The following is an 18,318-nucleotide window of genomic DNA, read 5'->3' as shown; positions in this document are numbered from 1 at the left end:
CCATGAAGCCGTCGATCCTCCTTTTCGCGGTCCTGTTGGCGTCGGCGCAATGGCCCGCCTGGGCGCAGCAGCAGCCCGCCACGGCCCCGGCGCGCAATGCGCAAAGCCAGGAGCGCCCGCTGGCCGCCCGCGTGCTGGACGACCGCACGGCCAGCGAATGGGGCCTGCAACCGCAGGAATGGACACGCTACCGCGAGCTGATGGACGGGCCGCTGGGCATCTATTCGCCCAAACTGGACCCGCTGTCCGCCCTGGGCATCGAGGCACGCACCGACGAAGAGCGGCGGCGCTATGCGGAGCTGCAGGTGCAGGTGGAAGCGCGCCGCGTCGAGAAGCTGCTCGCCTACCAGCGCGCCTACGACGAGGCCTGGCAGCGCCTGAACCCCGGCATGCAGCGCGTGAACCTGCCCGACGACAAGCCGGGCGCCGGCACATCCAGCAGTCCCTTGCGCGGCAGCGGCCGCATGGCGGTGTTCGTCAAGGACGGCTGCACGGCCTGCGGGCAGCTCGTGCAGCGCCTGCAATCCTCGGGCGCGGAGTTCGACCTGTACATGGTGGGCAGCCGCCAGGATGACGCGCGCATCCGCGACTGGGCCAAGCGCGCGCAGATCGACCCGGCGCGCGTGCGCGCCGGCAGCATCACGCTCAACCACGACGGCGGCCGCTGGCTGTCGCTGGGCCTGCCTGGCGATCTGCCCGCCGCCGTGCGCGAAGTGAACGGCCAATGGCAGCGCCAGCCGTAGCCATGCCCCTGCGCGCACTGGTGCTCGCTGCCAGCCTGTATGCCGGTGCCGCCCTGGCCCAGGAGGTTCCGCCACCGGCTTACCAACTCGCTGCCCAGCGCGCAGGCATCCCCTCGACCGTGCTCTACGCCGTGGCCTTGCAGGAGAGCGGCATCCGGCGCAACGGACGCATCGTCCCGTGGCCGTGGTCCCTCAACGTCGCAGGCCAATCGCGCCGCTTCGCCACGCGCGCCGACGCCTGCGCCGGATTGCAGCAGGCGATGCGCGCCACGCCGCACACGCGCATCGACGCAGGCCTGGGCCAGATCAACCTCGGCTACCACAAGCACCGCTTCACGAGCCCGTGCGATCTGTTGGACCCGTACCGCAACCTCGCCATCGCCGCCGAGATCCTGAAGGAGCAGCACACCCCCGGCGAGGACTGGCTGCTGGCGATCGGCCGCTACCACCGCCCCGCGGGCGGCGAGCCCGCCGCCCGCTATCGGCGCAGCGTGTCGCGCCACCTTGCCCGCGTGCAGGGCACGCGCCCAACCGCCGCGGTCCTCGCCGCGCGCCAGGAGACTTCCCCATGACGAAACCCCATCCGGCGCATCTCGCGCTCACGAGCCTGCTCGTGCTGCTGTCAGGCCTGCCGCTGGCCTCGCGCGCCGGCGAGCCGCTGATCGTGGTCGAGGACCGTGGCGGCACGTCGGTGCTGCCGTACTACGAGGCCCTCAACCTCCAGCCGCGCGCCAACGCACCGGCGCGGCCGCCCATCCCGACGCCCCAGGTTCCTGCTACGCCAGCGGACGAAGCCGCGATGCTGCCGGTGCGCAGCGCCAAGCTCACGCCCGGCACCGTCGCGCGACGGGTGATCGAAGCGCCCGGCCTGCGGCCGTTCGTGGTCATCGGCGACGACGAGGCTTCCCGGGCCTGGTTGCAGCGCCGCGCCGCGGCTCTGCGCGAACGCGGCGCGGTCGGCCTGGTGGTCAACGTCGAGACCGCGCAGGGCCTGGCACGGATGCGCGCCCTCGTGCCGGGCGTGCCGCTCGCGCCCGTGGCCGGCGACGACCTGGCCGATCGCCTGGGCCTGCGGCACTACCCGGCGCTGATCACGGCCTCCGGCATCGAGCAATGAAGCCATGTCAGGCAAACAGCCGGTCGAGGTTCTGCTACGCCCAGCGGTGGAGCTATACACCATCGCGGCGTGTGCAGGCGCCGCGTTTCTGTGCCTGGTGGCCCCATGGTCGCTCGCGCTGAGTCCGGCCATGGGCGTCGGCAGCGCGCTGGCGTTCGGCGCCTACGGCGCGATCCGCTACCGCGATGCGCGCGTCATCCTGTGCTACCGGCGCAACATCCGGCGCCTGCCGCGCTACGTGATGACGAGCAGGGACGTGCCGGTCAGCCAGCAGCGGCTGTTCGTGGGGCGCGGGTTCCTCTGGGAGCAGAAACACACCCATAGGCTCATGCAGACGTACCGGCCAGAGTTTCGGCGCTACGTCGAGCCGACGCCGGCCTATCGGCTGGCCCGGCGCCTGGAGGAACGGCTGGAGTTCGCGCCGTTCCCGCTGTCCCGGCTATCGAAACTCACCGGCTGGGACGTGCCTTTCAATCCGGTGCGGCCGCTGCCGCCAGTGGGCGGCCTGCCGCGCCTGCACGGCATCGAACCCGACGAGGTGGACGTCAGCCTGCCGCTGGGTGAGCGCGTGGGCCACTCCTTGGTTTTGGGAACGACAAGGGTGGGCAAAACACGTTTGGCCGAACTCTTCGTCACTCAAGACATCCGCCGGAGGAACGCCGCGGGCGAACACGAGGTCGTGATCGTCATCGACCCCAAAGGAGATGCCGATCTCCTGAAGCGGATGTATGTCGAGGCCAAGCGCGCGGGCCGCGAAGGCGAGTTCTATGTCTTCCATTTGGGGTGGCCGGACATTTCGGCACGCTACAACGCCGTAGGCCGATTCGGTCGCATCTCGGAAGTCGCCACCCGCATCGCGGGGCAGCTCTCCGGCGAAGGCAACAGCGCAGCCTTCAGGGAATTCGCGTGGCGCTTCGTCAACATCATTGCCCGCGCCTTGGTGGAACTGGGGCAGCGCCCGGACTACATGCTGATCCAGCGGCACGTCATCAACATCGACGCGCTGTTCATCGAGTACGCCCAGCACTACTTCGCCAAGACCGAGCCCAAAGCCTGGGAGGTGATCGTCCAGATCGAGGCCAAGCTCAACGAGAAGAACATCCCGCGCAACATGATTGGGCGCGAGAAGCGCGTGGTGGCGCTGGAGCAGTACCTATCCCAGGCCCGTAACTACGACCCGGTGCTCGACGGCCTGCGCTCGGCGGTTCGCTACGACAAGACGTATTTCGACAAGATCGTCGCGTCTTTGCTGCCGCTGCTGGAGAAGCTCACCAGCGGGAAGATTTCCCAGCTTCTGGCGCCGAACTATTCCGACCTGGCCGACCCCCGCCCGATCTTCGATTGGATGCAGGTCATCCGAAAGCGCGCAGTCGTCTATGTGGGCCTGGACGCGCTATCCGATGCCGAGGTCGCCGCAGCGGTCGGCAACTCGATGTTCAGCGATCTCGTTTCGGTGGCAGGCCATATCTACAAGCACGGGATCGATGACGGCCTGCCGGGCGCATCGGCTGGCACGCGCGTGCCGATCAACGTCCACGCGGATGAATTCAATGAACTGATGGGTGACGAGTTCGTGCCGCTGATCAACAAAGGCGGCGGCGCCGGTCTGCAGGTCACCGCGTACACGCAGACGCTTTCGGACATCGAGGCCCGTATCGGGAACCGCGCCAAAGCGGGTCAAGTGATTGGCAATTTCAACAATCTGTTCATGCTGAGGGTCAGGGAGACGGCCACCGCCGAACTGCTGACCCGGCAATTGCCGAAGGTCGAGGTCTATACGACCACCATCGTCTCCGGCGCGACCGACAGCTCGGACATCCGCGGCGCGACGGACTTCACCAGCAACACGCAGGACCGCATCAGCATGTCCAGCGTGCCGATGATCGAGCCGTCGCACGTCGTCGCCTTACCCAAGGGCCAATGTTTCGCATTGTTGCAGGGCGGCCAGCTTTGGAAGGTTCGCATGCCGCTGCCGGCACCGGACCCCGATGAGGTCATGCCGCAGGATCTGCAACAACTGGCGGGCTACATGCGCCAGAGCTACAGCGAGGCCACGCAGTGGTGGGAGTTCACCAGTTCCCCGGCGTTGCAGGACGGGGCCTTGCCCGACGACCTGTTGGATGATGCCGCTGCGGCCGAACCTGGCCCGGTGGCCACCGACGACAGCGCCGGCAATGAGGCCTCGCCATGAAGGATGCCGCCTCGACCGCGCAGCGGGAGCAGAACCAGCGCCAAGGCCTGATCGTCGGCACCATCACCTTGCCGTTCCGGCTGCTGGGGGTGCTGATCGGCTCGCTGCTGTTCTCCATTGTCGTGGAGTGCGTCGGAATGCACCTGTTCTGGAAGGACGAGGGCTGGCGACACTCCCAGCAGATGTTGCAGTACGAGTTGGGGCACCTGTCCAACCACTTCACGCGCAGCGTGGTCGTGCAGGAACCGGGGCGCACGGCGCACGAGCTGGTGGATACCGGATACGAATGGGTGTTCGTGCGCTCGGGCTTGCTGGAGCGCATGAGCCAGACCGCCGAGCGCGCCCGTGCACCCAGCCACGGGCAGACACGCAACTTTCGCTACTACATCAGCCAGGCCTATGTCTGGACCGAGAGCTACCTGATCGCCGCAGCCTTCACGACGCTGACCTTCCTTGTGCGCCTGCTGGTCCTGGTGCTCACGTTGCCGCTGATCCTCACCGCGGCATTCGTCGGCCTGATCGACGGCCTAGTGCGGAGGGACGTGCGCCGGTTCGGCGCGGGCCGCGAATCGGGCTTCATCTACCACCGCGCGAAAGCAAGCCTGATGCCGCTGGCCGTTCTGCCCTGGGTCACGTACCTGGCCTTGCCGATCTCGGTGCATCCACTGCTGATTCTGCTGCCGAGCGCCGCCTTGCTGGGGCTGGCCGTGAGCCTGACCGCGGGCAGCTTCAAGAAATACCTTTAGGCGAATGCTGTCCCGCGTGGCTGTAGTGCTCATCGGTTCTGCAGAACATCTAACGCAGCGTCCAACGCCGTAATCGATTCGACAATGACTCTCACTAAGGAGCGGTCGAACTCGTGGTCTCGCTGGGAATCGTGGACACCGCTGTTGAGACACCCCCATTCAATGCTTCCTGCACCAACACCAAGCAGCCGGGTCAAAGCGACAACGACGTCTGGCGCGCCAGCATGCTGCGCGGAGATGCGATCGACGGCTGATCTCAACTTTGCGCATTTGTTGTTCAATTCCCAGGGGGAGCGTGGCCCGCCTAGCTTGAGTTCGATGCGCCCATCTGCTCGCCGGCCCAGCCAAGTCCAGAGACGGTCAGTCAGACTCTCCAGCGCGGGCCGCGCCTGGCGCAGCGCCTCACGCTTCTCATCGGCTGCCAACGCCTGCTGGGCCAACAGGACGTAGTTCTTCGTCGGTGGATCGCTGTCAACGCGCAGCTCATGCTCGCCCTGGTGCGGGAGGAACTTGTAGCGCTTGATGGACCCGGCCCGCCGGGCGCCCAATTCCTGCTGGATCCGGTGCAGAAACTCCTCGGCGTGTGAGGTGAGGATGACCTGCTTGCCGACGAGCAAGCCATCCTCGAAGAAGGTACGCCAGATTCCGTCACGATGGTCATCGTCGATCGCGTTGACGACGTCATCGAAAATGACCACGGGGCACCCCTGCGCGATGTTCTTCGCCAGCAGAATCGCCAGACCCAGGCACTTGATATGCCCTTCGCTGAAGACCACCAGCGCGTCATAGCGCACGCCAGGCTCACCGGTGAACTCTACTTCGATCTTGCCGTTTTCGGCGACAGGCAGCCACAACGCGTGCAAGAGGTCGCCAGGCGGATCAGCACGATTGAATGCGTTGTACAGATTGCGTGCCTGTTCTCCGAGGCCCTGGAGCAGCACGCCCGGCAATGCGGCCAAGTAGGCTTGGATTTCGGGCAAGAAGCCGTCGTAGGCGGCCTTGACCCGCAGGTGGTGCGCGACTACCGGCACTTCGGTTGCGACCGACTCGATCAACTCACGGTTCGCCTCGTCAAATTGGGCCACGGTCTGGCGGGCAGCGGCCATTTCTTGGTCGGCTGTCATGCGTATGGTCCGCAGCCGTTCGATCTCCAGCCGGTGCTGGTCCAGTGCGTCCCGCTCCCGGGCCAGCGCCCCGCGCAGGGCATGCGCTTCGCGGGCTTGCGCGTCGGCGCGCTCGATGATTTCCGTGACCTGCAGCAGAGCGTTCCAGGCACGCCGGTCGCCATCGACCCATGCGCCAAGCCAGGCGCCTGTCGAGGTAGGCGGCAATGGAGGCAGGCCTGCTGCCTGCAACTGTGCAGGACAAGCGTTTGCGCCAACCGCGACTACCCGACGCATCTCGTCCCACAGCGCCCGCACCGCCTCGCTCAACTGCGTCCGTAGGCCGGCTTCCTGCTGCTGGAGGGTGGCCAACTGCGCGAGCTGCTCCAGGCCCGTGCGGGCCTTGGCGAAAGGATCCTGTGCGACAGCAGCCAATCCGGTTCCGCATGCGGGACAGGTGGTCGCCCCGTCAGTCAAGGCCAGCACAGCCTCGTAGAGCTTAGCGTACGACACTTCCCCAGCACGCGCCGAAAGCTGTCCGGTGGCCGCCTGCCACAGGCCTTGAAGGTGATAAGCCTCATCCAGCAGCGTCTGCAGCCGCGCTTGGCTCACCTCATGAACGGCAGGTGGGACGGCAACCAGTTGCGCCTGGACGTACGGCAGCCGCCCTTGCTGCTCCGGTGTGCCGAGCAGCCAGTCAACGCAAGCCTGGTACGTCGCGCCGGGCGACATTCGTTGCGCCAGCGCTTGCTCGGAGTTCTCCACCGCCGCGATCTTTTGCGGATAAGCAGCGATCGTCTGTTCAGAGTTCGCCAACTGCAAGCGCCGCTGCGCGAGTTGAGTAGCCTGGGCGCCGACGAGCATCAGGTCTTGGTCGAGCGCGGGATTGAAGCCGCGCACGAAGTCGCTGAACTGATCCACGCCAAACAAGGTAGCGATGAGCTGCCGCTGATCGCCCGGAGTACGCGCCGCGATGCGGGCGAAGTCATCGAGGCGGTTCTTTTCGATGAAGCAGAAGCGGTACTCCGCTTCGTTGGGCTGCACAGCCTGGGCCTGGTCTGGTGCTCCGGAAGACAGGACGGGCGCGACATGGCGACGCAACCGGGCATTGTTGCAGTATGTCCGTTGGTCGACCCGCTTGACTTGGGCCTCGCTGATGGAGCCGAGCATCGCCACTTCCAGCGCCTCGCAGAAGCTGCTCTTGCCGGTACCGTTGGCGCCATAGACCAAAGTGATGTCGTGGCTGAGGTCGAATGTCTCTTGCCGCATGAATCCGCGAAACGGTCCCACCTCAAGCTGGCGCAGGCGCCCCAGCGCCGGCCCGACTTCGGGTCCGTGGCCATCTCCCTGGTACGCGACCGGCATCTGCGCCAAATGGGCGACGGCCAGTGGCGCCATGCGGGTGGAGCGTCCACGGCGCGCTGCACCAACTTCAGCCAGAGGTTGCAGGTGATCAAGCACCAGATGCGCGAGCCGGCACACGTCGTCATGCACCTGGCGTTGCGCCAAGTGCGCCAAGAAGCGGTGGTACTCCGAATGAATGCTTGCCATGCAGCCCCCTCTACACAGGAAGACGCTTCGATGGCGTCCTTGATGATGTTGATCGGTCGCCAGCGCAGTAGGCACAGGCGGGTCATGCTTCCATTCGCTATTACGGTTTGTGGAAGTTCTCAGCAAAATAGTCGATGACCTGCCCCGCTTGGGATCCCTGACGGAAACGCTTTTGCTCCTCGAAGTCGATCGAGGGCAGCATATGGATCAGTTGATGATCGGCGTACAGCGCCATGACCTTCTCGGCATCCAGTACCCCGGCGCGTTGTCCGGTAAGCGTATTCGCCGCTTCGATGGCCGCGCCGATCATCACGTCCGCCACTTGCACTGCAGGACTGTGCTTTGAATCGATCTGAGTCACGGACTGAAGCTTGAGCGGAAAGGTGATGCTGGCGATCTCCGATTGACGAAACGTGATCGGTTTCTCATGGCGGATGTACCGCTGCAGCAGGTCGTGATAAGTGAGCAGGTTCTTGGACTGATCGTGCTCGACCCGATACGGGCCGTCAGCCATGATTTCCATCCGACTGACCAGGGACTGCAGCACCACGAAAGCAGCATCGGTGTTGACGCCCGGCGTGACGATCGCCTTCAGGCATTCAGGGGCAGCGAACTGCGCAAGCGGGCCAAGCGCTTCCGGCAGTTCCCACCAGCGCGATGCGCACGCCGCATCGATCAGGTTCCCAAGCGCCTCCGAGCTCTTTTCCTTCACCGCGCGCTGGAAGCTGACCAACAGCCGGTCGAGCGCGCCTTTGCCGAGGAGCGTCGGTCCAACCGTATACAGCAGCGACGCAAGCGAGTAGTTCTGCCCGTCTTCGTAGAAGTCCATGCCGCGCTCGTAGTAGAACGGCTCGACCGCGTAGTCCAGGAACATCAGCAGCAACAGGTAGCGCTTGTCGCAGACGTAGGTCACGCACTTGTGGTCGGTTAGCAAGTCGCGCTGCAGCGCCATCAGACGGGGGTGATTGGCTGGGCGCCGAGCCAACGCCCGGTACTTGAGTTCGTCCGCCTGAAGCTTGGGAAAGTGCTCCCGGATCAGGCGCCCGGCCTCGTCATCCTCAATGGCGATGGCCGTCGCTCCTTGGAACCGCTGCTCAGGGTTCATCAGGTCAAAGCCGGTATAACCACTTTCATCGATCCGGAAGCATTCCATTCAACTCTTCCCCTGGACAATGGACACTCCGATCCTGTCGGCCAATTCGAGCACGGCATCGTAGGCACCGACGTCGTTGTGCGAAGGCTCAGACGCGGCCGAGGATGGTTCACTAGGTGGCTCGCCATCGGCGGGCAGATTGGCGCATCGCTTAGTCATGGGTCATTTCAAGAATTTCATCCACAGCGGCCGCAATGACACGGTCCGGTGCCGAAGCGAGTAGATCCTGGGGACGATTTCCACCCAGGAAGCTGTTTTCGGAGCGGAACCAATAAGCCATGCCCCAGCCGTCTTTGTGTCCTTCGAAGGTTTCAATCACTTTGGCCAGCGATTTCAGTGGACGGAAACCAGCGTCACGATCCAGCCCGTAGTCCGGAAAGTAATCGATGCCACCGTGGTTGATAGCGAAGATTTGGCGTTGCTTCTTCCACTTATTGGGCTGAGCGCTCGGGTTCCGGGTGCTCAGTTCCGCGAGTTGTGCGATGTTCGCGGCGGTCAACCAGTCTCCACTTTCCAACACCGCCTTACGCGCCTGCACCAGCAGGCTCGCTTCCTTGAGCAGCCGGGGCGACAGCGGATTGCGCGGCACGAGCATTTCTGCCAGCCGTTCGAGCGATTCGCGGTCCTGACGTTCAAGCAGCACCTCGAACATGGATGAAGCGACGTTGGTGAAGTTTTCCGCCAATGCCGCGAAAACACTGGGCTTGATGTGGTCGAACGCCACCACCAGCACGTGGTCAGCCTGCGACCGAGCGAGTTGAGCCTGAATCTCTTTGGGCGTACCCACAAGGGTCGACACGCCGAGACGGTCTGCAACGACGCTCATGACTGACTCCTCAAATGGGTTATTTACGCTATTTGATATTACTATATCGACCATAACCTTCAATGCCCAGACACTTCGGATTCTTGGGACCTAAGGAGCACACCGTGCACCCCACCACGCTTTATGTAGTCGGCAATGGATTCGACCTGTGGCACGGCATTCCATCGGGCCTCGGACAGTTCAAGGAGTATGTCCTGGCCACAGACCGGGACATTCATCGCGAGGTCGAGGACTACCTTCCAGCCGGAGACGACTGGTGCGACTTGGAATTAGCCCTGGCTGAACTGGATGCCGATATGCTGGTCGACAACTTGGGGCACTTCATGGGGGCCTATGGTGCCGAGGACTGGAGTGATTCAGGGCACCACGACTTTCAGTACGAGGTGGGGAACGTCGTCGAGCGACTGTCCAAGGGGCTTCGGACGCGCTTTGCCGAATGGATCCGAGACTTGCCCATCCCGACACACGACACCGCCCCGCGACGGCTTGCGACGCTGGATCCACAGGCGCTGTTCCTGACCTTCAACTACACGAGCACGTTGGACACTCTCTATGGCATCGATCTGGCACGTGTTCTGCACATCCACGGCCGATCCGATGCGGCAGACGATGAGTTGGTCTTGGGCCACGCCTGGAATCCCCAATCCCGCCCCTCGCTCAACGACCGTCCGGATATCGAGGAGATCGATACCCGGGTGGCTGAAGCCAACGACATCATCGACGACTACTTCTCAGCCACCTTCAAGCGTTCCGAGGAACTGATCGCCCAGCATAGGACGTTTTTTCAGGCGTTGGGAGCCATCCAGAAGGTCGTCGTGCTTGGCCACTCTCTGTCCCCCGTGGATGCGATCTACTTCCAGGCGCTCCTTCAGCAGCCCAGCGTTGCCGCGGCGCGATGGACAGTCGCATGCCGCAGCAAACAAGAGTGGCCTGATAAGGAACAACGGCTCGTCGCCCTGGGTTTGTGGCCGGGTGCTGGACAGCCATCTTCTTGGGACGCACTGTAGAACAAAGCGTCGTTCGCTCCTGTATTTGCGGATCGCTGCGCACCTAATCCGGTCGGCCCCAGTTCCTATTGTTTGTGGCCTAAAGCAGCCCTGATCTCCACGATCAAGCCATTGCTGATTTCACAGGAATGGCGCGATGTTGGCTCCGATCTGGCTGCGCGCCGCGCATCGCGGCGTGCCCACTTTTCTCGTGACGGCCCTCCTGCTGGGCCAGTCCCCGATGGCGTTGGCCGAGCCCCCCACGCAGCGCCAGGAACTGGTCGCGGCGCTGCGCCAGCTCGACGCGCTGGAGCGCACCGTCGCCGACAGCGCCGCGCATGCCCCCATCCAGCCGGGAGAGCGCTACCACTTCGATTACCCGCGGCTGCTGGCTGACCTAGCGCGCGTGCGCGCCGGTATCCAGGCCCACCTCTCACCTTCGCGTGCCCAGCCGCGCGACCCCTCCGAACTGGCCGGCGACTACCGCACTGAGCGGGCCGTCGAGCCATCGCCGACGACCGCGGAGGTCAAGCCATGAACGGCGCCCAGGTCTCGGCATTTCAAGCCAACAGCGGCATCGCGCCTTCCGCGATGGCGACCGTCTTGGTCGGCGTCGTGTTCGCGGTCCTGCTCGTCTGGGGCGTCTGGGCCATCCGAACGGCCTACGTGGGGTGGTCCGAGAGCCACCTCAACCAGCGCCAGTTCCTCGGCGTCTGCATCCGCTTCGTCGCGATGTACCTCGTCCTGAGTTTCTTCCTCCTCTCCTGACCTGAAAGGCCTGACCATGCAAAACCGCATCCTCACTTCCCGTTTTGTCCAGCGCGCCACCGTGGCTCTGGGCGCCGCCGCGCTGCCCGCGCTGTCGTTCGCGCAGGGGTTGCCGCAACTGGAGAACCCGACCCGCGGCACGGGCAACGGCATCATGGAAACGATCAGGAACTACGGCTACGACATCATCATGCTCGTGGCCCTGCTGGTTGTGGCGTCGATGTTCATTGGCGTGTGCTACCACGCCTACGGCACCTACGCGGAAATCCACACTGGTCGCAAAACCTGGGGCCAATTCGGCCTCACGGTCGCCATCGGCGCGGTGCTGCTCGTGATCGGCATCTGGCTGCTCACCGAAGCCACCGGCATCCTGTAAGGCGAGGCCGGTATGTCCGAGCAGCAGCACGTCCGTGCTGACGGGACGGTCACGTTCCTTCCGCACCGGCTCAACCGCCATCCCGTTGTCGTGCGCGGCCTCACCGCCGACGAGCTGTGGATCTGCTGCGGCCTGTCCGGCGCCGCCGGCCTGCTGGTCGGTGCGCCGCTGTCCTGGGTGTTCCGCACGATCGCGCTCGCGCCCACGTTCGTCGTGCTGGGCGTGGCCTTCGGCGTGTTCATCGGGGGCGGCATCCTGCGTCGCCTCAAGCGTGGGCGTCCCGACACCTGGCTGTATCGGCAACTCCAGTGGCGCATCGCCACGCGCTATCCGCTGGTGGCGGGCTGGGTGGGCGGCCATGTGCTGATCTCACGCTCCGGCTTCTGGACCACCCGAAGGTCTGCTGCAAGGGGGGCACGATGAGCCGCTTCAAGAACGAGATCACCCATCTGCAGGCGCACATCAAGACGCTTCGCCTGGGTGCTGGCGCGCTGGTCATCGTCGCCCTGGTCATGGGCGGCGGCTGGTGGAGCGCTCCGCGCGACCTGACCATCCACGTCCCGCCTGATCTGCGCTCCGGCAGTACCCGCAAGTGGTGGGAAGTGCCGCCCGAATCGGTCTATGCGTTCACGTTCTACGTGTTTCAGACCCTCAACCGCTGGCCGACGAATGGCGAAGAGGACTATGCGCGTAATCTCCACACGCTCTCGCCGTACCTCACCCCATCCTGCCAGGCCTTCCTGCGGGCGGACTACGACTATCGCCGCTCCACGGGCGAGCTGCGTCAGCGCGTGCGCGGCATCTACGAAATCCCCGGTCGCGGCTACGGTGACGACCCCACGGCGCGCGTGCGCGTGGTGTCCGACCGCGACTGGGTGGTGACGCTGGACATCACCGCAGACGAGTACTACGGGGCGGAACAAGTCAAGCGGGCTTTGGTGCGCTACCCCGTGAAAGTCACGCGGGTGGACATCGATCCCGCTCGCAATCCGTTTGGCCTGGCGCTCGACTGCTACGAGGGTGCGCCCCAGCGCATCAGCACACCGGAGCCGTCGCGCCCGGCACCTGGCGGCCTGTCTCCGCAAGCGCCTCAAGGAGAAACCCCATGAAGCACCTTGTACTCGCACTGCTGGGGCTGCTGGCCGTCGCCTCGGCTCCTTTTGCCCAGGCCGTGGAGATCCTTCGCTGGGAACGCATGCCCCTGGCCGTGCCCCTGCGTGTCGGGCAGGAGCGCGTCGTGTTTATCAACCGGAACGTCCGCGTGGGCGTGCCCGCGGGCGTCGGCGAGCGCTTGCGGGTGCAGAGTGCGGGCGGCGCGGTGTACCTGCGCGCGAGCGAGCCGATCGAGCCCACACGGCTGCAATTGCAGGATGCCGACACGGGCGCGCTGATTCTGCTCGATATCGCGGCCGAGCCGGCCAAGGACGGCGAAGCCGAGTTGGAGCCGGTGCGCATCGTCGAGGGCGACAGCGCCCCGACGCGCTATGGCGATCAAGCCGACGGAGCAGACGACGCCCCGGCGCGCGCCCAGGACCAGGCAGGCGCGCGGGCAGCGCGGCGTGAAACCCCGGTTCCGGTCGTGCTGACGCGCTTCGCCGCGCAGAACCTCTACGCACCGCTGCGCACCGTGGAGCCGCTGCCGGGCGTCATGCGGGTGAACCTGCGCCGCGATCTCGACCTCGGCACGCTGGTGCCGACGCTGCCGGTGCGCGCAGTTGCGCTCGCCTCGTGGCGTCTGGAAGACCAGTGGGTCACAGCCGTGCGCCTCACCAATAGCAGCGGCGGCTGGATCACCCTGGACCCGCGCGTGTTGCAGGGCGATTTCCTCACCGCCACCTTCCAGCACGAAGCACTCGGCCCGCGCGGGACGCCAGAGGACACGACCGTCCTGTACTTGGTGACGCGGGGGCACGGCCTCGCGCAATCGCTGCTGCCGGCGATCAACCGCTTCGACCCAGCCGTGCATCTGCCGCAGCCCGAAGCCGAGGCCACCGACGACAAGGAGGCCCGCCATGCGCAGTAACGGACTCCTGAAGTGGTTAATGATCCCCGTGGCCCTGCTGGTGCTGTTCGTCGCCATCCGGCTGTTTTCGGGTGGAGGCTCGTCGGCGCCGCCCGCTGCGGATGCCGGCGCCAAGCTCACGCCGGAGGAGATGAAGGCGCTGGGCATCGAGGGCGATACCCCCCGCGATACCGTGGCGACGCTCGTGGCGCAAGTGAAGCAGTTGCGCACCGAACTGCAGACGGCGCTGTCCGACAACAAGTCCCAGCGCGAAGAGAACCAGCGCCTGCGCCAACGCGAGAACTCGATCGACCAGCGCATCAATTCGGCGCTGGAGACCGAGCGCTCCAACCTGCGCCGCGACCAGCAGCAGGCAGCCAGCGAACGCCAGCAGACCGAGGGACTGCTCGCCGACCTGCAGCGGCGCCTGGAAGGCATCGGCGGGCGCGGCGGCGGCCACGCCGATCTACCCGTGGGCCTGGGGCTGCGTAACGGCGACGAGGCAGGCATGGAAGGCGGCGTGCGCTGGGTCGAGCCGGACGACGCGAAGCCCGCTGATGGGCGTAACGGCAGTCGCGGCACGGGTGGCGGCATGAGCTTTCCGACGAGCTTCGGCCCCGCGCAGAGCACGCTGGAAACCACGGCACAAACCGTGGCGAACGCGGGCGCCCGCGCCGCAGGCGTCAAGAGCGCCAAGCCGGTCTATACGGTGCCGACCAACTCGACGCTGATGGGATCGGTGGCAATGACGGCGCTGATCGGCCGCGTGCCGATCGACGGTACGGTCAACGATCCGTATCCGTTCAAAGTCCTGGTCGGTCCCGACAATCTCACGGCAAACGGTATCGACATTCCCGACGTGGCGGGCGCCGTGTTTTCCGGCACGGCCTCGGGCGACTGGACGCTCTCTTGCGTGCGCGGCCAGGTGCGCAGCATCACCTTTGTGTTCCATGACGGGACCATTCGGACGATTCCCGAAGACCGCGACGGCAACCAGCAGAACAACCAGCAGCAGAACTCTCAAAGTGGGGGCCTGGGCTGGATCAGCGATCCCTATGGCATTCCCTGCGTCAGCGGAGAGCGGCGCAGCAACGCCCAGCAGTACCTCGGTTCGCAGGCGCTGATCACCGCGGCGGGTGCTGGCGTGGCCTCGCTCATCGACAGCGACAGCGGTCAGATGTCCTACGTGGGCGCAGACGGTTCCATCGGCAGCGTCGGCATTTCCAGCAACGAGGCCGTAGGTCGCATCCTGGCCGGTGGCGTGCGCGACATGGCCGATTGGGTGAACAAGTTGTACGGCCAGGCCTTCGCCGCCGTCTATGTCCAACCCGGCGCAAAGGTCGCCGTCCACCTCGAAAAGCCGCTCGCCATCGATTTCGATCCCGAAGGTCGCAAGGTCGATCACCGTGCAGGAGAAAGCCATGCTCTCGAACTTGAATAAGGGCCTGGCGCTGGCCCTTGCCGTCGCGGTGCTCGGCGGCTGCGCCACCAGCAAGGAAAAGCTGCTGCCCCACGGCGACAGCACGATGATGGACATCTGGCAGCAGAACGCCGGTGACGGCGGCGGTGGCGCCGGCCAGGTGGCACGCAGGCAATTGCTCGACGCGCGCCAGAGCCTGCGCCGGCCGCTGACCGAGATGGATGTACAGGCCGCGCCCGCCGAGCAGATGCGCTACACGCGCACAGCGCGCAACGAGGTCTATCGCCAGTTCCAGCGCCTGCCGAATCCCGACCTGGTGATGTACGTGTACCCGCACCTGGCAGGCACGGACCCGGTGCCCGTGCCGGGCTATACGACGGTTTTTCCCTTGTACCAGCGCGTGCAGTACGCCATGCCGGGCGAGCGCGTGGAGGACTACTGATGCGCTGGAAACTCCCCTGGCACAAGTCGGCCGCGCCGAAGCTGGCCGCATCCGGCGCAGGCGATGACGAGCGGCCGGAGGGCTGGCAACGCCACGTCGAGGCCTTGCGCCAGGCCGGCATCCCAGAACCCGGCACGGCGGTCCATGGCCGCAGGCCGGCGACCGTGGCCGACGAGCAGGCGCTGTACGACGTCGCGCCGTCGTTCGCGGAATTCCTGCCCTGGGTGGAGTTCCTGCCCGATTCGAAGTCCATGCTGCTGGAAGACGGGCAATCGGTCGCGGCATTCTACGAGCTGGTGCCGCTGGGCACCGAGGGCCGGGAATCCGGCTGGCTCGCGCATGCCCGCGACGCCTTGGAGAACGCGCTCCAGGACTCGTTCGATGAACTGGACGAGAACCCCTGGGTACTCCAGCTCTACGCCCAGGACGAACCCAGCTTCGACCAGTACATGCAGACCCTGCGCGACTACGTGCAGCCGCGCGCCCGCAATACGGCTTTCACCGAGTTCTACCTTCGCTTCTTCGGACACCACCTGCGCGCGGTAGCGAAGCCGGGCGGGCTGTTCGAGGACACGGTGGTCACGCGGCTGCGTTGGCGCGGCCAGACGCGGCGCGTGCGCATGGTCGTCTATCGCCGGGCCACCGGGCAGGCGAGCCGCCGCGGCCAGACGCCCGAGCAGATGCTGAACATCGTCTGTGATCGCCTGTGTGGCGGGCTGGCGAACGCCGGCATCCAGGCCCGGCGCATGGTCGCGGCCGACGTCCATGACTGGCTACTGCGGTGGTTTAACCCGCGTCCCACGCTGCTCGGCCCTGGGGTCGAGGACCGCGAACGCTTCTATGCGCTGGCACGCTACCCCGACGAGACAGAAGACGGTGAGATCGAGCTGGCGAGCGGACGGGATTTCAGCCAGCGGCTTTTCTTCAGCCAGCCACGTTCGGACGCGGAGCACGGCACCTGGCACTTCGACGGCATGCCGCATCGTGTGCTGGTCACTGACCGGCTGCGCATGCCGCCCGGCACGGGGCATTTGACTGGCGAAACTCGCAAAGGCGATGCGATCAATACGCTGTTCGATCAGATGCCCGAGGACACGACGATGTGTCTGACCATGGTGGCGACCCCCCAGGACATCCTCGAATCGCACCTGAACCACCTGGCGAAGAAGGCAGTCGGCGAAACACTGGCATCGGAACAGACGCTCAAGGATGTGCAGGAGGCCCGCTCGCTGATCGGCAGCGCGCACAAGCTGTACCGGGGAACACTGGCGTTCTATTTGCGCGGCCGGGATGAAGCCGAACTGGACCGGCGCGGCCTTGATCTGGCGAACGTGATGCTTAACGCCGGTTTGCAGCCCGTGCGCGAGGACGATGAAGTCGCGCCTTTGAACAGTTATCTGCGCTGGCTGCCGTGCTGCTACAACCCGAGCCAGGATCGACGGAACTGGTTCACCCAACTGATGTTCGCCCAGCACGTGGCGAACCTCTCACCGGCCTGGGGCCGCAGCCAGGGCACGGGCCATCCGGGTAATACGTTCTTCAATCGAGGCGGCGGGCCGATCACCTTTGACCCGCTCAACCGCCTGGATCGGCAGATGAACGCGCACCTGTTCCTGTTCGGCCCCACCGGCTCCGGCAAAAGCGCAACGCTCAACAACCTCTTGAACCAGGTCACGGCCATCTACCGGCCGCGCCTCTTCATCGTGGAAGCCGGCAACAGCTTCGGCTTGTTCAGCGATTTCGCCAAGCGCCTGGGCCTGACTGTGAACCGGGTCAAGCTGGCCCCTGGCTCGGGCATCAGCCTGGCGCCGTTCGCCGACGCGCGTCGGCTGATCGAAACGCCGAGCGACGTGCAGACGCTGGATGCCGATGTGCTGGACGAGGACATGCCACCCGATGCATCGGCCATGGAAGCGGACGAGCAGCGCGACGTACTCGGCGAGTTGGAAATCACCGCACGGCTGATGATCACCGGCGGCGAGGATAAAGAAGAGGCCCGGATGACGCGGGCCGATCGCTCGCTCATCCGCCAGTGCATCCTCGACGCCGCCGAGCATTGCGTGGCCGAGAAGCGCACGGTGCTCACGCGCGACGTGCGCAACGCGCTGCGCGAGCGCGGCCAGGACCCAACGCTGCCAGAGATGCGGCGCGTGCGGCTGCTGGAGATGGCAGATGCCATGGACATGTTCTGTCAAGGCACCGATGGCGAAATGTTCGACCGCGACGGCACGCCGTGGCCCGAGGCCGACATCACCCTGGTCGATCTGGCGACCTATGCCCGCGAAGGCTACAACGCGCAGCTTTCCATCGCCTACATCAGCCTGATCAGCACGGTGAACAACATCGCCGAGCGCGACCAGTACCTGGGCCGCCCGATCATCAACGTGACCGATGAAGGGCACATCATCACCAAGAACCCGCTGCTCGCGCCCTATGTCGTGAAAATTACAAAAATGTGGCGCAAGTTGGGCGCCTGGTTCTGGCTGGCGACGCAAAACATCGACGATCTGCCGCGCGCCGCAGAGCCCATGCTCAACATGATCGAGTGGTGGGTGTGCCTGTCGATGCCGCCGGACGAAGTGGAGAAGATCGCCAGGTTCCGCGAACTCTCGCCGGCGCAGAAAGCGCTGATGCTTTCGGCGCGCAAAGAGGCGGGGAAATTCACCGAGGGCGTCATCCTCTCCAAGAGCATGGAAGTGCTGTTCCGCGCCGTGCCGCCGAGCCTGTACCTCGCGCTCGCGCAAACCGAACCCGAAGAGAAGGCAGAGCGCTACCAGCTCATGCAGCAATACGGCTGCACCGAGCTGGAAGCAGCTTTCAAGGTCGCCGAGAAGATCGACCAGGCACGCGGCATCGAGTCGCCGGCCTTGGAACTGTCGTAAGCCGGAGAACAC

Annotated in this window: 18 protein-coding genes; 15 read left to right on the top strand and 3 right to left on the bottom strand. The window is 65.3% G+C overall.

The window, feature by feature from the left end:
* The first annotated feature begins 2 nt into the window (after positions 1-2).
* From AB7933_RS11170 to AB7933_RS11150, 5 genes are read left to right on the top strand one after another with little or no spacing between them, the layout of a single operon-like run.
* The gene (locus tag AB7933_RS11170; RefSeq protein ID WP_043496218.1) at positions 3-743 is read left to right on the top strand and encodes a TIGR03759 family integrating conjugative element protein; all 741 of its coding nucleotides are present in this window, start codon (positions 3-5) and stop codon (positions 741-743) included.
* On the top strand, positions 725-1,315 hold the full coding sequence (locus tag AB7933_RS11165; RefSeq protein WP_003090147.1) for a transglycosylase SLT domain-containing protein: 591 nt from the start codon (positions 725-727) through the stop codon (positions 1,313-1,315). Before AB7933_RS11170 ends, AB7933_RS11165 begins: the two co-directional genes overlap by 19 nt.
* Positions 1,312-1,860, top strand: coding sequence for an integrating conjugative element protein (locus tag AB7933_RS11160; protein WP_049271510.1), 549 nt, complete (start codon positions 1,312-1,314; stop codon positions 1,858-1,860). Before AB7933_RS11165 ends, AB7933_RS11160 begins: the two co-directional genes overlap by 4 nt.
* A 4-nt stretch (positions 1,861-1,864) precedes the next feature.
* Positions 1,865-4,051, top strand: a complete 2,187-nt coding sequence (gene traD / locus AB7933_RS11155; protein ID WP_305453181.1) for a type IV conjugative transfer system coupling protein TraD — start codon at positions 1,865-1,867, stop codon at positions 4,049-4,051.
* Entirely contained in the window at positions 4,048-4,797 is a 750-nt protein-coding gene (locus tag AB7933_RS11150; RefSeq protein ID WP_009876598.1) for a TIGR03747 family integrating conjugative element membrane protein, read from the top strand. The genes traD and AB7933_RS11150 overlap by 4 nt, the downstream gene beginning before the upstream one ends.
* A gap of 29 nt (positions 4,798-4,826) precedes the next feature.
* Here the strand turns inward: AB7933_RS11150 and AB7933_RS11145 are convergent, their stop codons facing one another.
* From AB7933_RS11145 to AB7933_RS11135, 3 genes are all read right to left on the bottom strand, one after another.
* A complete protein-coding gene (locus AB7933_RS11145; protein ID WP_011871449.1) occupies positions 4,827-7,451 on the bottom strand; it encodes an ATP-binding protein in 2,625 nt (874 codons plus the stop codon).
* A gap of 100 nt (positions 7,452-7,551) precedes the next feature.
* Entirely contained in the window at positions 7,552-8,604 is a 1,053-nt protein-coding gene (locus AB7933_RS11140) for a DUF3800 domain-containing protein (protein ID WP_011871450.1), read from the bottom strand.
* Between the two features lie 151 nt (positions 8,605-8,755).
* Positions 8,756-9,430 carry a hypothetical protein gene (locus tag AB7933_RS11135; RefSeq protein WP_011871451.1) on the bottom strand — a complete coding sequence of 225 codons (675 nt, stop codon included), beginning with the start codon at positions 9,428-9,430 and terminating at the stop codon, positions 8,756-8,758.
* Positions 9,431-9,534: 104 nt separating this feature from the next.
* Between AB7933_RS11135 and AB7933_RS11130 the strand changes: the two genes are divergently transcribed.
* The 10 genes from AB7933_RS11130 (at position 9,535) to AB7933_RS11085 (ending at position 18,306) form a co-directional block, all read left to right on the top strand.
* Complete coding sequence (locus tag AB7933_RS11130; RefSeq protein WP_017514686.1) at positions 9,535-10,437, top strand: bacteriophage abortive infection AbiH family protein; 903 nt, start codon at positions 9,535-9,537, stop codon at positions 10,435-10,437.
* Between the two features lie 136 nt (positions 10,438-10,573).
* A complete protein-coding gene (locus tag AB7933_RS11125; protein ID WP_009876602.1) occupies positions 10,574-10,954 on the top strand; it encodes an RAQPRD family integrative conjugative element protein in 381 nt (126 codons plus the stop codon).
* Positions 10,951-11,184 carry a TIGR03758 family integrating conjugative element protein gene (locus tag AB7933_RS11120; protein ID WP_009876603.1) on the top strand — a complete coding sequence of 78 codons (234 nt, stop codon included), beginning with the start codon at positions 10,951-10,953 and terminating at the stop codon, positions 11,182-11,184. The genes AB7933_RS11125 and AB7933_RS11120 overlap by 4 nt, the downstream gene beginning before the upstream one ends.
* Positions 11,185-11,200: 16 nt before the next feature.
* Positions 11,201-11,560 carry a TIGR03745 family integrating conjugative element membrane protein gene (locus AB7933_RS11115; RefSeq protein WP_009876604.1) on the top strand — a complete coding sequence of 120 codons (360 nt, stop codon included), beginning with the start codon at positions 11,201-11,203 and terminating at the stop codon, positions 11,558-11,560.
* 12 nt (positions 11,561-11,572) lie between these two features.
* Entirely contained in the window at positions 11,573-11,983 is a 411-nt protein-coding gene (locus AB7933_RS11110) for a TIGR03750 family conjugal transfer protein (RefSeq protein ID WP_003158639.1), read from the top strand.
* Positions 11,980-12,669, top strand: coding sequence for a PFL_4703 family integrating conjugative element protein (locus tag AB7933_RS11105; protein ID WP_009876605.1), 690 nt, complete (start codon positions 11,980-11,982; stop codon positions 12,667-12,669). Before AB7933_RS11110 ends, AB7933_RS11105 begins: the two co-directional genes overlap by 4 nt.
* Positions 12,666-13,583 carry a TIGR03749 family integrating conjugative element protein gene (locus tag AB7933_RS11100; RefSeq protein WP_009876606.1) on the top strand — a complete coding sequence of 306 codons (918 nt, stop codon included), beginning with the start codon at positions 12,666-12,668 and terminating at the stop codon, positions 13,581-13,583. The genes AB7933_RS11105 and AB7933_RS11100 overlap by 4 nt, the downstream gene beginning before the upstream one ends.
* Positions 13,573-15,003, top strand: a complete 1,431-nt coding sequence (locus AB7933_RS11095; protein ID WP_011871453.1) for a TIGR03752 family integrating conjugative element protein — start codon at positions 13,573-13,575, stop codon at positions 15,001-15,003. Before AB7933_RS11100 ends, AB7933_RS11095 begins: the two co-directional genes overlap by 11 nt.
* Positions 14,984-15,424 carry a TIGR03751 family conjugal transfer lipoprotein gene (locus AB7933_RS11090; protein ID WP_003158644.1) on the top strand — a complete coding sequence of 147 codons (441 nt, stop codon included), beginning with the start codon at positions 14,984-14,986 and terminating at the stop codon, positions 15,422-15,424. The genes AB7933_RS11095 and AB7933_RS11090 overlap by 20 nt, the downstream gene beginning before the upstream one ends.
* Positions 15,424-18,306 carry a conjugative transfer ATPase gene (locus AB7933_RS11085; RefSeq protein ID WP_305453178.1) on the top strand — a complete coding sequence of 961 codons (2,883 nt, stop codon included), beginning with the start codon at positions 15,424-15,426 and terminating at the stop codon, positions 18,304-18,306. The genes AB7933_RS11090 and AB7933_RS11085 overlap by 1 nt, the downstream gene beginning before the upstream one ends.
* The last annotated feature ends 12 nt before the right edge of the window (positions 18,307-18,318 follow it).

The sequence above is a fragment of the Pseudomonas gorinensis genome (assembly GCF_042015035.1).
Taxonomy (GTDB): domain Bacteria; phylum Pseudomonadota; class Gammaproteobacteria; order Pseudomonadales; family Pseudomonadaceae; genus Aquipseudomonas; species Aquipseudomonas gorinensis.
Note: the sequence above shows the minus strand (reverse complement) of the source record. Positions and strands in the feature narration are given on the sequence as shown.

Excerpts from the sequence above, each read along its gene's own strand:
- AB7933_RS11110 (WP_003158639.1), top strand. The coding sequence starts at position 11,573 with ATGTCCGAGCAGCAGCACGTCCGTGCTGACGGGACGGTCACGTTCCTT.
- AB7933_RS11145 (WP_011871449.1), bottom strand. The coding sequence starts at position 7,451 with ATGGCAAGCATTCATTCGGAGTACCACCGCTTCTTGGCGCACTTGGCG.
- traD (WP_305453181.1), top strand. The coding sequence starts at position 1,865 with ATGTCAGGCAAACAGCCGGTCGAGGTTCTGCTACGCCCAGCGGTGGAG.
- AB7933_RS11115 (WP_009876604.1), top strand. The coding sequence starts at position 11,201 with ATGCAAAACCGCATCCTCACTTCCCGTTTTGTCCAGCGCGCCACCGTG.
- AB7933_RS11165 (WP_003090147.1), top strand. The coding sequence starts at position 725 with ATGGCAGCGCCAGCCGTAGCCATGCCCCTGCGCGCACTGGTGCTCGCT.
- AB7933_RS11090 (WP_003158644.1), top strand. The coding sequence starts at position 14,984 with ATGCTCTCGAACTTGAATAAGGGCCTGGCGCTGGCCCTTGCCGTCGCG.
- AB7933_RS11150 (WP_009876598.1), top strand. The coding sequence starts at position 4,048 with ATGAAGGATGCCGCCTCGACCGCGCAGCGGGAGCAGAACCAGCGCCAA.
- AB7933_RS11105 (WP_009876605.1), top strand. The coding sequence starts at position 11,980 with ATGAGCCGCTTCAAGAACGAGATCACCCATCTGCAGGCGCACATCAAG.
- AB7933_RS11085 (WP_305453178.1), top strand. The coding sequence starts at position 15,424 with ATGCGCTGGAAACTCCCCTGGCACAAGTCGGCCGCGCCGAAGCTGGCC.
- AB7933_RS11170 (WP_043496218.1), top strand. The coding sequence starts at position 3 with ATGAAGCCGTCGATCCTCCTTTTCGCGGTCCTGTTGGCGTCGGCGCAA.
- AB7933_RS11135 (WP_011871451.1), bottom strand. The coding sequence starts at position 9,430 with ATGAGCGTCGTTGCAGACCGTCTCGGCGTGTCGACCCTTGTGGGTACG.
- AB7933_RS11095 (WP_011871453.1), top strand. The coding sequence starts at position 13,573 with ATGCGCAGTAACGGACTCCTGAAGTGGTTAATGATCCCCGTGGCCCTG.
- AB7933_RS11100 (WP_009876606.1), top strand. The coding sequence starts at position 12,666 with ATGAAGCACCTTGTACTCGCACTGCTGGGGCTGCTGGCCGTCGCCTCG.
- AB7933_RS11120 (WP_009876603.1), top strand. The coding sequence starts at position 10,951 with ATGAACGGCGCCCAGGTCTCGGCATTTCAAGCCAACAGCGGCATCGCG.
- AB7933_RS11160 (WP_049271510.1), top strand. The coding sequence starts at position 1,312 with ATGACGAAACCCCATCCGGCGCATCTCGCGCTCACGAGCCTGCTCGTG.
- AB7933_RS11140 (WP_011871450.1), bottom strand. The coding sequence starts at position 8,604 with ATGGAATGCTTCCGGATCGATGAAAGTGGTTATACCGGCTTTGACCTG.
- AB7933_RS11125 (WP_009876602.1), top strand. The coding sequence starts at position 10,574 with ATGTTGGCTCCGATCTGGCTGCGCGCCGCGCATCGCGGCGTGCCCACT.